Origin of the sequence: Cylindrospermopsis sp. CR12, assembly GCF_001432185.1 — a bacterium.
GTDB lineage: Bacteria > Cyanobacteriota > Cyanobacteriia > Cyanobacteriales > Nostocaceae > Raphidiopsis > Raphidiopsis raciborskii.
In genome coordinates, this window is the sequence record NZ_LMVE01000064.1 from 1 (window position 1) to 16,403 (window position 16,403).

Annotated in this window: 9 protein-coding genes; 4 read left to right on the forward strand and 5 right to left on the reverse strand. The window is 39.2% G+C overall.

What is annotated here, in order from left to right; all coding sequences use genetic code 11:
* Window positions 1-286: 286 nt before the first annotated feature.
* Genes ASL19_RS08245 through ASL19_RS08255 form a run of 3 tightly spaced genes read left to right on the forward strand, consistent with a single transcriptional unit; the run spans window position 287 to window position 2,484 of the window.
* Window positions 287-694, forward strand: a complete 408-nt coding sequence (locus ASL19_RS08245; protein WP_006277160.1) for an Npun_F0494 family protein — start codon at window positions 287-289, stop codon at window positions 692-694.
* 15 nt (window positions 695-709) lie between these two features.
* On the forward strand, window positions 710-2,215 hold the full coding sequence (cobQ, locus tag ASL19_RS08250; RefSeq protein WP_057177969.1) for a cobyric acid synthase CobQ: 1,506 nt from the start codon (window positions 710-712) through the stop codon (window positions 2,213-2,215).
* A 29-nt stretch (window positions 2,216-2,244) separates the two neighbouring features.
* Window positions 2,245-2,484: a 2Fe-2S iron-sulfur cluster binding domain-containing protein gene (locus ASL19_RS08255; RefSeq protein ID WP_006277162.1), complete on the forward strand. Its 240-nt coding sequence runs from the start codon at window positions 2,245-2,247 to the stop codon at window positions 2,482-2,484.
* Between the two features lie 415 nt (window positions 2,485-2,899).
* Here ASL19_RS08255 and ASL19_RS08260 read toward each other — a convergent pair whose 3' ends face one another.
* Genes ASL19_RS08260 through ASL19_RS17845 form a run of 4 tightly spaced genes read right to left on the reverse strand, consistent with a single transcriptional unit; the run spans window position 2,900 to window position 15,199 of the window.
* Window positions 2,900-5,701 carry a helicase-related protein gene (locus ASL19_RS08260; RefSeq protein WP_235528957.1) on the reverse strand — a complete coding sequence of 934 codons (2,802 nt, stop codon included), beginning with the start codon at window positions 5,699-5,701 and terminating at the stop codon, window positions 2,900-2,902.
* A 45-nt stretch (window positions 5,702-5,746) separates the two neighbouring features.
* A complete protein-coding gene (locus ASL19_RS08265) occupies window positions 5,747-11,122 on the reverse strand; it encodes a DEAD/DEAH box helicase (protein ID WP_057177971.1) in 5,376 nt (1,791 codons plus the stop codon).
* A 24-nt stretch (window positions 11,123-11,146) separates the two neighbouring features.
* Window positions 11,147-15,004, reverse strand: a complete 3,858-nt coding sequence (locus ASL19_RS08270) for an N-6 DNA methylase (RefSeq protein ID WP_200959823.1) — start codon at window positions 15,002-15,004, stop codon at window positions 11,147-11,149.
* Window positions 15,005-15,031: 27 nt separating this feature from the next.
* Entirely contained in the window at window positions 15,032-15,199 is a 168-nt protein-coding gene (locus ASL19_RS17845) for a hypothetical protein (protein WP_161808588.1), read from the reverse strand.
* A 142-nt stretch (window positions 15,200-15,341) separates the two neighbouring features.
* Here ASL19_RS17845 and ASL19_RS08275 point away from each other — a divergent pair, with 142 nt between their 5' ends.
* Window positions 15,342-15,815 carry a hypothetical protein gene (locus tag ASL19_RS08275; RefSeq protein ID WP_057177972.1) on the forward strand — a complete coding sequence of 158 codons (474 nt, stop codon included), beginning with the start codon at window positions 15,342-15,344 and terminating at the stop codon, window positions 15,813-15,815.
* A gap of 302 nt (window positions 15,816-16,117) precedes the next feature.
* Here ASL19_RS08275 and ASL19_RS08280 read toward each other — a convergent pair.
* Window positions 16,118-16,403, reverse strand: a 286-nt coding sequence (locus tag ASL19_RS08280) for a hypothetical protein (protein ID WP_369814504.1), incomplete at its 5' end; no start/stop codon positions are given.

Genomic DNA, 16,403 nt, shown 5'->3' on the forward strand with positions numbered 1-16,403 from the left:
AGTGCATAATCAAATTTATCTATCTACATTTATTTATATAGGGATAAAAAAAATTAGGGGGATGAGATAACTTTTTTTATGGTCGAGGGGATAAAAATGTGGCAATATGAGGGTTAAGTATAATGGAGTGTGAGCATCTGTGGAAAAGTGCAAAGACTTCCATTGTTAGGGTATCACATCCAAAGGTCAATAGTCAACCCCACCAAATGAAAATAAATAATAGCTGAAATTGCATCTGTTGTAGGACTTACATGATACTATAACTCAACTCTAAATATGTAAACTTATGAATATGGTAAATTCGCCAAATCCTAAATCTTTTGTGTATACTCGAAAAACACTATCTAGAGCAGAGCGAGCCCTCATCTGTTCACCCTTTCGCCTCAAACTCTTTCGAGACATGCAAAGTCAAAGTATTCCCCAAGGAGCGATCGCCACAGTAAATGGTGTCCAACAGGGTTATACCCAAGTTAGTCTCTCAGGGTTAAGATGTGATAATGCTTTAGGTTGGTTGATTGAAGTCGGGGTATTACGTCGAGAAGTTGATGGACAGGGAATCACCGATCGATTTCGTCTCACACCCCTTGGTCATCAATTGGTGGAAAAATTTGCCCACCAACCCTGGACTAGAGCTTCATGGGGCGATCGCCTGCAGGATGCTATAACTCGTTGGTTGCGTCTACCGTCAATCTAAATTTCGGATGGAAGTATGAAATCAATTATGGTGGTGGGAACAACATCCCACGCGGGTAAATCCCTAATCACAACAGCTTTGTGTCGTATCTTTTCTCAAAATGGATGGCGAGTGGCTCCCTTTAAAGGTCAAAATATGGCTTTAAACGCCTATGTCACTGCCAATGGTGGAGAAATAGGTTACGCTCAAGCTGTACAAGCTTGGGCAGCTAAAATACCTCCAACAGTAGAGATGAATCCAATTTTACTCAAGCCCCAGGGAGATATGACTTCTCAGGTCATTATTAAGGGAAAAGTTGTAGGTAAGGTTAGTGCTAGGGATTATTATGAACAGTATTTTGAAATAGGTTGGCAAACGATCCAAGAGTGTCTGAAACAATTAAGCTCGGAATTTGATTTGATTGTTTGTGAAGGTGCTGGAAGTCCTGCGGAAATTAATCTCAAGCATCGAGATCTAACTAACATGCGGGTGGCCAAATATCTAGGAGCATCCACGATTCTCGTAGTTGACATTGATAGAGGTGGAGCTTTTGCTCATGTGGTTGGTACCCTGGAATTGTTAGAACCAGAGGAACGAGCTCTAATCAAGGGGATAATCATCAATAAGTTCCGAGGAATGCGTTCTCTGCTAGATCCGGGAATTACATGGTTAGAAGAAAGGACGGGAATTCCAGTAATTGGGGTGATACCATACATTTCAGAAATATTCCCCGCAGAAGATTCCCTAGACTTATTGGATCGCAAATCCACTAAATTTCAATCTGATCTGAATATAGCAGTTATCCGATTGCCCAGAATTGCTAATTTCACCGACTTTGATCCATTGGAATCGGAACCAACAATATCAGTGAAATATATAAGTCCTAAACAGGAGTTAGGATATCCTGATGCGGTGATTATTCCAGGGACAAAAACCACCATAGCCGATCTAATTGTGCTACAAAAAAGTGGCATGGCGGAAGCAATTCAACAATATGCGGCCAGTGGAGGTACAGTTTTAGGTATCTGTGGTGGGTTTCAAATGTTAGGTCAAGTAGTAGCAGATCCAGAAGGAATTGAGGGTCCACCTGGTAAATATCAGGGACTAAACCTATTGCCAATTAAAACCATAATTACAGGGCAAAAAACCGCTCGTCAACGTCAGGTAATTTCCAATTATCCCCAGATGGGTCTACCCATACAGGGATTTGAAATTCACCAAGGACGTTCTCGCGTGGAAGAACCCACGGATAAATCCAGTCATGAATCCCCCTGTCATCCTCTATTTGATGATGCTAATTTAGGTCTAGTAGATAATTGTCAATCAATTTGGGGTACTTATTTACACGGAATTTTTGATAACGGAGCTTGGAGACGCAGTTGGCTAAATCGTCTTCGTCAACAGCGCGGTCTTAAGTCTTTGCCCACTGGTGTTGCCAATTACGGAGAACACAGAGAAAAGATTTTAGATTCCCTAGCTGCTGAAATTGAAAGCCATTTGAATTTGAGTCCTCTAACTAACATTGACACCACCAGATTGTAAAAACCCTTGATCTCATATTCCCATTTATCATGACGATTAATATTCGCTTTTTACCAGATAATGTTACCGTCACAGCCACAATAGGAGAATCTCTATTAGATGTGGCACAAAGAGCAGGAGTGTCCATCCCCACTGGCTGTTTAATGGGGACTTGTCATGCTTGTACTGTAGAATTAGATGATGGTGAAGTTATCCGGGCCTGCATCACACCTGTTCCTGCAGTAACAAAGGAATTAACCATACATCTTTTTACCGATCCCACTTGGTAGGAATGCTAATTTGACTGTTAGTAGTTTTGAAATACCAGATTTCCATTATTGTTGGGTTTTCTCCACCCAACAGGAAATTTACCAAATATGACCAAATTATGTGGGGTTGTATAACTTAAAATGGTTACACAATTGCATTAATCCCTAAATTCATATATAAAAGATGAATAATAAGAAAAAATTATGTTTATAGGGGGTTGAGATAAGTTTTTCTGTGGTCGAAGGGGTAAAAATGTGGTATTATGTAGGAACACCTAAATCAGATAGGCGATCGCCTTCCATTGATTCCACTTCCCAGTGCGAAGCGCGATCGCATGACAAACAAACTAAGACAGGTTATAGGATGTAACCGTCTTATGGGACTCAGTGGGATCTGGGAACTCTCCAGATGAAATCCAATGTCGACTAAACCAGTCTAGTAAGGATGTAGGATATAAACACCTAATAGATCCATGGGGAGTTGAGGCTCAACTTTGACAGGGGGTTGTTTGGTAATTTTTCTCACTCGCTGATGAGAATTCCACAGTTGCTTAGACCATTGAAAAGCAAACATTTCTAAATGTGGCTCCAGCAAGTCAAACCTTTGAATCAAATCTTCTATTTCCTGTTGGCAATTTATAGCATTGCGGTCAGAAATGCTCTGTCTCATTAAGCTTTGTGCTTCTTGCTGACTTAACCATTCTGGAATGTTTGGCGCCCCCCTAAATCCAATTACTGCACATTCTTCTCCCAATGTTTCATGAATCCTATTTATTTGCTGGGTTTTTATTAAATGTCTTAGTCTCACTAGGAGCAAGGTAGTTCTCTGTTTTACAGTTTTCGTAATTATAAAACTACATCTTGTAGCCAAGCCATTTTTATCACTATTTAAGACAGTTTCCATTATGTATCGAGCTATCCCCTCTACAAAAGGATGATTTCTAGTTATATACTCTATATCCTCTTCTATTGGCGGAATAAAACTAATGGTCAATTTCCCTTTCTTTCCTATTATTTCTTCTAGCCAAGAAGGTATGGATTGTAATAACCATCCATTCTTTTGCTTACTTACTCCACAGTTTAATCTCTCACAACTTCTAATTACAAATCTTTTCAGATCCTCCCCATTACCTAAAACACTTTCTGTCTCTATTATTTCTTGCTCTATTTCTGTGGGTTTAATGCTCCTTTGGGCAAATCTAGTTCGGCTAATTTTCTCTCTCTCTATTGCTTTATCCCACTGTTTATGCACTTGCACTTGGGTTGATTCTTTTTCTGTTATATCTAATAACAATGAAAGTTGTAAAGGACTTTTATTTAATAAGGACTTAAATACTGCTTCTGCTACGTTGGTACTACTCATGGGTACAGGTACAGTTATCCCTAAAGTCTTATGAATCTCCACCGCTTTTCTAATTAAAACGTCCAATACCGCCCCATCCACTTCATTATCTTTACCATATAATAAACAAGTTTTTACTTTTCTAGCTGTTTGACCATATCGGTCTATCCTCCCTTCTCTTTGCTCTAATCGATTAGGATTCCATGGTAAGTCATAATGAATCACTGCATTAAAATGAGACTGTAAATTAATTCCCTCACTCAAACAATCTGTGGCTACTAATACTCTCTTTTGATAAGACTTTAACTCCTCTAGTCTCACTTCCCTCTCTTCTTCTGACTGTTTCCCTGTTATGGCTATTACTCTATTAAATGGGGATTTTATTTCTAATAAATCTCTTATCTTTTCTGCTACATATTCTGCTGTGGCTATATAACGACACCATATTATGGGATGATAATTCTCCGCTAATAACTGCTGCACATAAATTAAACAACTTTGCAACTTCTGGTCTTTATTACCCTCTAAAAGTTTGGCTCTTTCAATAAAACTATTCAGCTTCTTTCTCTCTGCTGCTTTATATTTCCTCTGCTCCACAACTATTGTTGGTGCTGTATCCACAGACTGCTCCATCTCTAAGGTATCATACACATAAGCGCTCATCATCTCGTTATCCGGTTCCTTCTGCTCCTCCTCTTCCCTTTGTTCACTTTTTTGTAATGTAGCTATAGCTGCTGCTGGTGAAGACATAACACAACGAATTAAAGCTAGTGCTGACCAATAACAGCCCTTTTTTTGGGCATAACTCATATCATCAGTAATATTTGTTACTATATTCATCGCAAAATCATAAACATCTTTGAATAAATCTTGATATTCTAAAGAAAGTTTATAAGACCTCTCTTGAGATTCCCGCTCTGGAAAAGGAGTTTCCGTTCCCAACCACTGTTTAATATCCCCCCGTCGTCGTTGGATAAGGTGATTTGCCAATTGCTCCTTTTGTTTCTCGCTCAAATCATCCAAATTAAAATCCCTAAACTCAGGATTAAGAAAACCCAACAATGATAAAAAGGACTCTTCTATCCCACTATGGGGTGTCGCTGTCACCAAAATTAAATGACGACCACTTTTTTGAGCAACACCACTAATTAACTCATGTCTTTGTTGCTCCGTATTACTTTGAGACCGCGTACAGGTATGGGCCTCATCCACTATTACTAAATCTGGACAATGAACCAAAAAGCTTTCTCTACGTTTATCCGACTTCGCATAGTCTAAACTAACTATAATATGATTATAATGCTCAAAAATAGACACACCAGCAGGTACACTGCGCTCTAACCTACTTACCGTTCCCGACCTAATAACCACTGCATCTATATGGAATTTCTCCATTAACTCATTTTGCCATTGGTCACACAAATGGGGAGGACACAGAACCCCTATCCTCCCAATTTCCCCCCGGTCCAACAGCTCACGTGCAATTAAGCCCGCCTCCAGTGTTTTACCAATCCCCACATCATCAGCTATTAGTAGTCTAACTGTACTTAATCGCAGTGCCATTAAAAGCGGAACCAATTGATAAGGACGGGGACTAAAACCAAGTCTACCTAAACAACGAAAAGGACCCGCCCCACTACGCAATAAAAGTCGTCCTGCATCCATCAATAAACAACCTCCCTCTAGGTCTTGCAGTTTATCTTCTGGAATGTTTTCTGGATCTGGTAGGGGAAAACTAGCGGGGTTCAAAGTCTCTAACCCTAACTCACTATAAATACCGACTATTTCTTCCTCATTTCCGCTTAAAGGAAGCAATACAACTAAATCTGGATCTGGGTCAGGTAATACGACCCATTCCCGATTTCGACAACTGACTATAGAACCTGGTTTTATCATTTTCATTACTCCTATCCCATCCTATAAATAATTGTGCCTCCCTACTTAGTATTTCGGGAGATCTTTCAGTTTTTTTTGCCATTCTTGGTTGTATTTCAACTCAATGACTATATAATTTGTCCTATATCTCAAATTATCTCGGACAACTTTATCTCTTTTTTGTTGCTCCGGTGTATCATGAACCGAACCATCGCAAAATATAGCAATCCTAGGATTTTCATACACAAAATCTGGCTTGCACTCGGCCTCCTCAATAAACTTCTGGGTAATAGGTAATCTATATCCTTTTTCATAAATCTCTTTTAATACCTCTCTTTCAAATTCTGAATTGGGATCTGTTTTTTCACGTAGTATGTGGTAGAGTTGCTCCCTATCCTCCTCTTGTTCTATTTCTATATGGCTTTCTTTTAACTGTTCTAGCAAACCTCTAACTAAATGTCTATTGATTAAATGATGGTCTGGTTGATTAGTATAAGAAAGTAAACACTCATAACAGGCATGAACACAATCATCCTTCGGTTTAACAAAATGACAAATATCCAAACCCACATCCGCTAATCGCCCCAACCCATTTTCTGGATCCATAATTTGACTGAGAACACCCGCACCCCCCTCCGCAGCTTCCCAAAACAAAAGATACTTACTTTCCCCCAATCTCTCAGACTCCAACTCATTAGGTTCTAGATTATACACCCCTTGTATTGCAGTTTCCAAAGTATATTGCAGAGTAGCCATAAACGACTCTCTTTCCTCCGGTCTGATATTAAAAGCAGTATTATCCGTAATATTTAAAGGTTCAATCAGTAAAATATTACAAGTCACCTGCACCATTAAATTCACCTCATTATCTATAGTGTTTACACCACCTCCCCCATCATTTTTTCTTTCTCCCCACACACCCGTTTTTGTATCCAACTTAAAACCCTTTTCACCCCGGTTTCTTTTCATCCCCCTATTTATCCTAGAAATAGTCGCCGTCGGTCCATAAGTTAACTTAAACAACAATTCCTTATCCGTCCTAATTATCCCCGACCTTTTCTTCCCTTCTGCATACTCAAAATGAGTCGTAGTAATATAACCATGTTTCAACCTTTCTTCCTCATCAGAAGTTATCTTTTGTCTTTTACGCGTATATACAGTCTCCATCAATAGAACCCGATTTATATATCCCCGCTCCAAATAGCTATTAGTATTAGAAGACCTAATAGGCGTTTCACAATTTTTACAAACCTGAACCCTTTGCTTATGAAAATAACCACAGTTAAAGCAAGTTGTTACCTGGGTATATGAATCCTCCATACCCCCTGCAGGTATTTTCGTCTTAGCCACCATAAATTTACTACCTTCATAATAAATAATATTACTAGGAGCAAACTCCGTTAAAGCCAGCAACCGCAATCGAGAAAGGAACTCACCCGACTGACGACCAGAAGTATTAATAAAAGCCCGCACTGGCAACCGAGGGAAATTAAACCCAGGTAAAAAACCCTCCGCCGCAAAATAGCGATAGGGATAAAACTCAAACTGATTATTACCGATACTGCTACTCCTACCCGTACCCGTAAGTAACTCTATTTGTCTTTCCGCTTCCGCTTGCATCCTCCTAGCAGTATCATGTTCCTCTTTATTTACATCACCTTGACGACAACTTTCTATCAGTCTGCGGGACTCCCTTTCCTGAGCAACAGCATCACTATATAATTCTCGCCACCGGTTACAATGTTGGTCAAAACTCTGTATTGCTCTCTCCAGTGTTTCCCTCACCCAGTTTTCATTATACCAACTAGACCTTTCTAAATCCCCCTGACAAAATACATCCGCCAAAATAGATTCAGTTGCCCTTAAACAAACTTCTAACTGCTCATCACTTAGACATAACTGTTCCCTTATTTCCCGCTTCAACGGATATTTTTCCTCATCCCTACTTAAATCCAAAATCTTATTCATAGAATCATTAAGATACACCCCCGTAAAAGCCAACCAAATAGAATATACATGAGACTTAATCAAATCCTCATTCCCCAGATCTAATTTAGGCGGAGCCACCGAACCCGCTACCATTTGCTCCTGTCTTAAAAAGAAATACTGGTCATGACCACTACCAGTAGCAGCATAAGTAATGACTAAAGCTTCCTGTCCACTGCGACCTGCGCGCCCACTTCGCTGCGCATAATTAGCAGGACTAGGAGGAATATTACGTAAATGCACTACCGTCAAATCCGAAATATCTATACCCAGCTCCATAGTAGGGGAACAGAATAAACTAGCCAAATTTCCCTCACGGAAACTTTCCTCCCTTTGTTGACGCAGTTGAGTAGGAACCTGTCCTGTATGTTCCCTTCCTTCCATCGAGCGAATTTCCCGTGCTGTAGTTTGATAAAATTGTTGAAAAAAAGTATTCACCCGACTGGATCCCTTTACCACACCCCCCAGTTTTTTCGTACTTAAAGGATCCACAGGTACCTCCATCAAGTGAACAGGTCTCCATATCAAACAATCTATTCTTAACTGAATCCCCTTTAAATCCTGGAGTAAAAAACCCCCTTCTTTTAGCACCCCCACCAAACTGGTAACCAAACTATTATACTCCTGTTCCGAAAGAGCTTCCGTACGTAACCCCCAAGCATTACCAGAACGTAAAAATCTACCCACCTTACTACTAGAAGTCAACTTTACCCTAGCAGCTTTCTCCTTAGTATTAATAGTTGCCCACTTAGCCTCATCCAAACTCTCATCCTCATCAAAACACCAAGGTTCCTTAATAGTTTGAGCCACCTCATCTCTTAACCGTTCCAGACCTTCATGTTGCATCACCGTAGCATCAATAGCCAACTCTTTCCTTAAATGGTCTAACAAAGCCTTACTAGCGATAAATCTTTCCTCAGCAGTAGATTGCAACAGCACCGGGTGGGGATATTTTTGCCATACTTCAGCAGTTTCACATACCTCCTTCAACCTGTCATATTCAATCAACAACATTCCACACTGTTCCAGATTAGGTTGCACAATGCGCCATCCCCGACGTAAATCCTGATAAAGAAGATAAGTGACTAAGTTTTTAAAAACCCTTTCATTTTTGTCCCCTCCAAAATGCGCCTCCTGCTTCGCATAATCCACCTGATTCAAATTCATCTCCTCTATAACCCCACGTACCAAAGAACCGTGAGTCAACTCCCCCCTTTTTTGTAAAGCACTTAACAAAGCACCCCTTAAAAAACTAGTTTGGACAAAATCATTAAAATGTCCCGCTTGTAAAGACGCATCCTGACGATTATCAGTAAAACTGAGGACCTTTGCTGCTTGAGACCTTTCCCCGCTCAATATCTGTTTTAAACGACTAACCGTGGATAAACATAAAAGAGTTGTAGCTGTACTACGTCCCTCACTACTCAGAGGAGAAAGTTTAGAGAACTCCCGTTTTTTACCATCATGAATAACTCCACAATTTAAACAGAAACGAAAAGGTTTAGGAGTAAACCAAGCACTAGTTCCCTTTAATACAGAATCAACAATTTCACCATTGGGGAGTATGTGAACAGAAAGAGGAATATAATCCTTATATTCCTTTTTTATAGTTTTGCCCCTTTTTTTAGAGTTAGTAAACCAAGAATCTGGTAAAGTTTCTTCATCAGTATTTGGATTCCATAAATCAGGTTCATCCAGAGTTAAATAACCACTGATAACTTCAGAGTTCCCACCCATATCATCAGTAGCCATATTTATTTCCGTCGGTAACTCTGGCAAAATAACATAGCGGTTTGGATCATAATTCACCAGATAATATTCCTGACCACATTCCCGACAAAAAACCAGAGGATAAAGTAGACGTTCTTCCGTAGTAGAATACTGACCATCAAGGGTCAAAAAACGCTGGGTAGCAGATTCAATAGTAGCATAAACACTACCCCCTTGGGAGATGAATTGGTGTAACCGAAAAGCTAGACCTTTTACCCTACTTCCCCAGAGGAACATACCCTTTATTAGGTCTAGGCAATAGTCCGGTTCCATACTTGCTTGCTCAGCTAAGATTTTGGCTCCTGCTTCCAGAGTAATAGGAGTTCTTCTTACCAAATGACCCTCTTTTTCTTCCAGTCCAAACGTCATTTCTATCCAAGCACTCAGGGGATGGCATTTAAAATTTTCGAGAGTTTGTTCTTCTGGAGGAGGTAAACCCTGAACTAAGATCTGGGAGAGAGGTTCTCCTTCGTATAGTTCTATGGGAATAGAGCGTTCCAGAGTTTCATCAATAATATTTTTAGGCGGAATAGAAACTCCAAAAATTTTACTAGCTACCCCAGCAACCGTTTGTTGTCTATCTTCTCGACTTCCCACAGTAGCCATAGTCGCACTAGTGCCAATACAAATTAAATCTTCTGGGGTATTATCAATTTTCCCACACCGTTGGCGTAGCTTTCTGATTAAAATAGCTACATCTGCACCCTGTCTACCTCTATAAGTATGTAATTCATCCAAAACAATAAACTTTAAATCTCGCGAACCCACCATTTTTTGTTCATGAGTGCGAGAAAGCATCCATTCCAACATCACATAATTAGTTAATAATATGTGAGGAGGATGATCTTGAATTTCAGCCTTTACCCTTAGATTTTCCTGTCCCGTATACTTAGCAACACGAATAGAAGATTCAGGAACATTCAGCAGAAATTTTTTCAACTCCTCCTCTTGGGAATTAATTAGAGCATTCATCGGATAAACCAAAATAGCCCGCACCCCAGAAATTTGAGGATTACGTAGTAAATCATCAAATATAGGCACTATATAGGTCATACTTTTACCCGAACCAGTTCCCGTAGTCAGCACATAAGGTTCCCCCCCACCAGCCAACTCAAAAGCCCTTTTTTGGTGATAATGAAATACAAAAGGCTTGCCATTTTTAGAAAAATAATCAATACATTTAGGATGTAATAGACCATCCTCCACCAGTTCCCTAACACTAGCCCCTTTCCTATACTGAGGATTTAACTGTATTAGAGGAGGAGTCCATAATTTACCAGCTTCCAACTCCCCATTAACAAAATTTTCTATACGACCATCTCTAATTTTTAAAAAACTTTTGATATAACAATGATAGTCATCAATAACACCTTGACGAAATTTAAAAATATCCAGAAAATTTTGGGTTACAGATGAAGCAGCAACAGGAGTATCCAAATCCCTAGCCAAATAACCTTGAATTTGCTCAAGAAGAGACTCAGAAATCGTAGTAAGGTCAAAAACCTCCTGCAAGTCCTCCCAGACCCAACTTTTCGGTATCTCAGACAATAACAAATTTAGAATCTGCTCCGGGAGCTTATCTACACCAGAGCAGTCCACAAAAGCCTTTTTTCTGGCAATCCGGGAGCTAAAGTATAAAATATCATCAGAAGATTCTGTTAACAATTCTTGTAAATTTACATTCATAATATTAAAAGTAGAAAAAACGGTTTAAGGTAAATTTGCCCATGCTGCTAGCACCAGTCGCTGAGTCACATATTCTCCATACAGTTTAAGTTCATTATTCTTTAATACACGAAAAGTCTCACTAGGAAAATCAGCACCATATATAGAGGTTGGGTCTAATATATATTCCAAATCACACCTTGTCAATCCATATAACCTAGCATAATAAGCATCCAACTCAGCTCTAAGTCGCATCCTCCGGGGAATATTCCATTTGTATGGTTCCCCACCATATCCCAGATCTAGTGCAAAAGGTTGCATATCCCAAGCTGTGTACACCAGCTCCAACACCCGGGGCGTGATATATTCCAAATCTTTTTCAGTATATCTTTCAGGGGGAATTACTGGTAATTGTTTGACTATGAAAAAGTTCATGTTAGTTCCCCCTACTTTGTGTCTGGTTACAAAATCAAACACCAAACTGTTAAGATTCCCTAATAAGCAAGAAATCAAATTACTTTTATCTATTTTTAAGGTAATTACAGGTGCGTTATTTCCCACCGCCACTTTAGGTAATAAACTAAAAATAGCAGTGCGCTCATCAGTTGCGCGACAAATACCTCTAAAACTTAACAACCAATCTTTATTCCAACGACCCTGTAATTTTTGGTCAACAGCTTGTTTAGGAACCCAATAACGGGGGTTCACCCTGTATGATATATCCGCCTTTTTCTCTTCTGTTGAATCCTGAGTTTTATCACTACTTGTATAAGTAGCCCACCGGTGATCAAATTGATGAAACATTTTCGCTTCATATAACGGTACTAAATCCTCCCCTCCTTCATTTTTAAATAATCCACTGTCACTAGACATATTAAACAAACCTTGCATAAAAGAAATTCCCCAAGGGTTTTTTCCCTCACCCTCATTTTCTAAAACTGGAACCTGTTCATATATCTTTTTCGTTAGCTGTGCATCCTTCGTCGTCCTAAAAACTGGACATGTCAACGTATTAGGATTCATCAACCTTATATCCTCCGGTGCTAATTCAAACACTCGGTTTTCCTCTTCTATTTGCTTCACCTGCGTTAAAAAAAACCCAAACTTCCCCCGCTTCCTTCCCTTCTTACTTATCCCCAATAAACAAAATTTCATTCTGCTATCAACAGATAGAAATAATTTTTCTCTATTTTCAAAATCATAAAGACTAGCTAAATTCTGCTTTTTTATCAACTCCCCAAAGAACTTTTTACATGTATCATCAGTAGCAATCCCCGTAGGCACTATTATTCCCACCATCCCATCATTATTTATCAAATGGGTAGTTGTTTCCGCAAATACAGAATATGTATTAATTTTACCCACTGCCGTCAAATTAAATCTTCCTGATTCTCTAATAAACTTATTTTGGGCTTCTGCATCATGTTTCGCACTTTCAAATGCTTCTGCCAATTCAGGATTATTTTTTGGTAACTCCTTAATTAGCCTTTCCCTAGCTGCTTTATTTTGAGCTTGAGCTATTTCCACACTTCTTGACTCAAAAAACTCCTTTTCTGCTATTTGTAATATTTCCCATGGTGGATTGCCCAGCACACAGTCAAAACCACCATTTTTAAAAACTTCTGCAAACTCCAACGGCCAATGAAAAAAACCATACTTCTTCTCCAACCTATTCCCCACCTCCATCATTTTTTCATTTCTTAAATTTCCCGTCCACACCTCCATCATTGCCCCAGTAGTAGGTAAAATTTCCCTAGTTTTCTCACTTATCTTCATAAAAAAAGCACCCGTCCACAAATTACAGGCACAAAAATCTCTTTTCCATCCCTCCTGCTCTCTTAACTCATAATACTTTCTTTCCTTTTCTTTTACCGACTCAGGCGTTGAATCCGTCACCTCCCCTATTGCCAAAGCATTTTCCCTATATCCCTCCCTATTTACTTCCAAATTAACTGCCAGATTACTTGTTAACAGTTTTCCATCACCCTCTTCCTCCCCCTCCCTTTTATTGCGCCTTTTAAACTGAGTAGCCAACTTCCTATCATCCCCCGTCAACGCCTTAAAAGCACCCTCCGGTATTCCCTCATTTAAATCCTCCATATCTAAAACCCCCACCAGAGAATTGCCGCACTTTATTCTATGGTCCAAAAAATTCAATGGCTTCCCACTGCAAAATCCCTCAATCCATAAAGCCACCTTACATAAATCCACCGCCAAAGGATTCAAATCCACTCCATAAATACTATTTTGTATGACATCCCTAGTAGCAGTTCTTAAGTCTTCCGCACCCGGTTGTAAATCTCCCGTCCGCACCTTAGCCAATTCTTTACCTATTTTTCTAGCAGCTGCCAACAGAAAATGTCCTGAACCACAAGCAGGATCTACTATTTTCAACCGTAATAAACTTGCCTCCTTATCATCCCCTTCCCTAATTTTTTCATTTATTACCGGTTCCAAACTGATTTTTATTAACTGCTGTACCAAATCAGGTGGGGTATAATAAGACCCTGTTGTTTTTCTTTCACTTCCCCACATCAGATTAAAACTATATTTATTTGACTCTACCCTTATAACCGGTTGAAAATCCAATAAACTTTCATATACACTACCCAACTCTTCCACATCCAACCCTGCATAATTCACCCTTCTAATTTGTTTTTGATCCTCATATAAAGATAAGAACTTAATAGCCATCAACACATCATAATTATCTATTGCCGCCCCATTCAAATCTGCCAAACCTTCTGAGCCAAATAAATCTCCATTTAAGGGAGAAAGACCCAACATTTTTCCATGCCAATTTTCATCAAACAGACTAAAAGTCACCTTTAATCCTTCCCATATATCCATAAATCCCTCCCTTCTATACCGAGGGATTTCCGCCAATCCTCTTAACCGCTGAATGCTATAATACTTATTATATATTTTTCCTTGATGTGACTCTTCCGCCATCAATAACAACCGTCGTGATTCAGCCACCATGAGGAACAATAGACGATAGATTAACCTTAACAATTGCCTATATAAATCCCTGGATTCTTCCAATACAGAACCCTCCCTTACCGTAGCCCTTAACTTATGATTTTTAGGATGTTGTAAAAAACCATTCCCCAACATTTTAATAGCTGATTCCACCCCATCCCGCAACCTTTCTCTTACCCTTCCCCCCTGTTCCAAACCTTGTTGGTAATAAAATTCCAACAGACACTCATTAGAATCTTCAGGTCTTTCTGGTAGACGAGAGCAGTGAAATAGACGATAGAACAGACTAAACTCAGCAAAGTTTTCGCTATCTATGATTTGTTCTAGATTAAATTCCACATAGCTTAGTCTTGTCAGCAAAGAACTGTCACGTAACAAACGCCATTGTAACCCATTCGTGGTCATACCCCATAAATGTTCTGTTTTATTGAGATATTCTTGTAATAGACCATGAGCTGACAGACGGGACTTACCCCTTTGCACCCGGTCTTCCAGACCCAAACCATAGCCAATAATATGAAGAGGTGCATATTTAATAGTTGATTCTTTTATTTCTGGTGGTGTTGCTCTATGGGAAATAGGATATATCACACCATCTATATTTTCATGGACAGGATTAGGTGTTGGAGCGTACCCAATAGTTCTTAATAGAGGTATGGCTAACATTTCTGTTGTTAGTTTTGTTCCCACCTCATTGGTTTTTAATCTCTCCACTTGTCGTTTAAATGCCAGCCAATTAGCCTTAACTGCACCCCATGCTATAGCTATTTCATCTTCTAGCTTTTGGTTTTTGCTTAGTCCGAACTCTGGTGCTGCTTGTCCCTTGATTTTTGCTTCTAGTATTTCTTTGCTGATATCTTGTGTCAGCAGGTTCCCTTGTATTTGTATTCCTGTTGTGGTGCTTTTTTGACTCGTTCCCATTGATACCACTCTAATTACTTTTTGCTTTTATACCCTTATATTCACTGTTTTTTCTAAAATCTTTACAAGACTTATTGTTTTTACCTTTTCCTCTTCAATCCGTTTAGCACTCCCTAGGGGGGGAGTCCGAGCTCCCGTAGGGAGTGCTTCGCAATCGCCCATAGCATACCATTGTGGTATATATTTGATTTGCATTTATAGATTTTTTGAAGTAAATCAATATGTTATTTATTTTTCCACAAACAGTTCATAATTAAGTATAAATACTATAGTGGTTATAATCTTATATAAGTTAGTATTGTTCTACATAAAATTTTTGATACAAAGTTATTTTTCTATGTCAAATTTCAAGTTTTCCAAAAGTCATAATCCTGAACTAGATGCTGCACGAATACAGCATGATAGCTTACCCAAAACTGAATATGGTAAAGGTAAGAGATTGTCAAAAGAAAAGCTGGAGCAAGATAAAAAGAAAAGTTATGAGAAAAGTTACCGATTGGGACAGCTTTTATATTCCGCTGTACAGGAACATTACTCTTACTTAGAACAAGCCAAATTTCTTGATAGTCTTATAAAAGTGATAACACATCTTGGTGATAACGCCAGGATATTTCCCGATATGGACTATGATGATATTTGGTATACAGATTACTATGACCTCATAGAATTGGCTAAAGATATGGGTCTAGGAGATTATACCTTACCTCACTGGCCTGAAGAATCAAACCCATTTCATCGCTATTTAGAACTAACGACTTCTGATTTAGTTCAAATAACTCTGATTTTTGTAAAAGAGACTGTAATTGACTAATATAAGTTTGGAGCAGATTTGAATAGTTAGATCCAGTATTTATTCAGAGAAACTTTGAAATCAAGAAAGAGATGAGCCTATGCAAAACAAAAGCAAGATGGGTCTTTCTATGAAAAGGACGACCACTGCCAATGATGGACTCTATCATTGCCGCGATCGCTCTTCAGAATTCCTTAACCCTAGTTACTCGTAATGAAAAAGATTTTGCAGGGATAGACGTAATTATGTGAATCTCTTGGGGGAGTAAGCTGGCCGTAACAGAAAGACCTTTTTCAGGTCGTACCCAGGAATAGGAATTTATTTTATATTTTCTCTGGGTCAATACCAAGGGAACGTAGATAGGCAACTAGTTTTTCTTTTTGTTGGCGTTCCCGAGTAGCGATAGCTTCTGCTTGCTCTTTAGCTTCTCGTTCCTGCTCCTTTGCTAAGCGTTCCCGAGTAGCGATAGCTTCTGCTTGCTCTTTAGCTTCTCGTTCCTGCTCCTTTGCTAAGCGTTCCCGAGTAGCGATAGCTTCTGCTTGCTCTTTAGCTTCCCGCTCCTGCTCCTTTGCTAAGCGTTCCCGAATAGCAATAGCTTCTGCTTGTCCT

Bases quoted from the DNA above. Each gene is read 5' to 3' on its own strand.
- ASL19_RS08245 (WP_006277160.1), top strand. From the start codon at position 287: ATGAATATGGTAAATTCGCCAAATCCTAAATCTTTTGTGTATACTCGA.
- cobQ (WP_057177969.1), top strand. From the start codon at position 710: ATGAAATCAATTATGGTGGTGGGAACAACATCCCACGCGGGTAAATCC.
- ASL19_RS08255 (WP_006277162.1), top strand. From the start codon at position 2,245: ATGACGATTAATATTCGCTTTTTACCAGATAATGTTACCGTCACAGCC.
- ASL19_RS08260 (WP_235528957.1), bottom strand. From the start codon at position 5,701: ATGATAAAACCAGGTTCTATAGTCAGTTGTCGAAATCGGGAATGGGTC.
- ASL19_RS08265 (WP_057177971.1), bottom strand. From the start codon at position 11,122: ATGAATGTAAATTTACAAGAATTGTTAACAGAATCTTCTGATGATATT.
- ASL19_RS08270 (WP_200959823.1), bottom strand. From the start codon at position 15,004: ATGGGAACGAGTCAAAAAAGCACCACAACAGGAATACAAATACAAGGG.
- ASL19_RS17845 (WP_161808588.1), bottom strand. From the start codon at position 15,199: ATGCAAATCAAATATATACCACAATGGTATGCTATGGGCGATTGCGAA.
- ASL19_RS08275 (WP_057177972.1), top strand. From the start codon at position 15,342: ATGTCAAATTTCAAGTTTTCCAAAAGTCATAATCCTGAACTAGATGCT.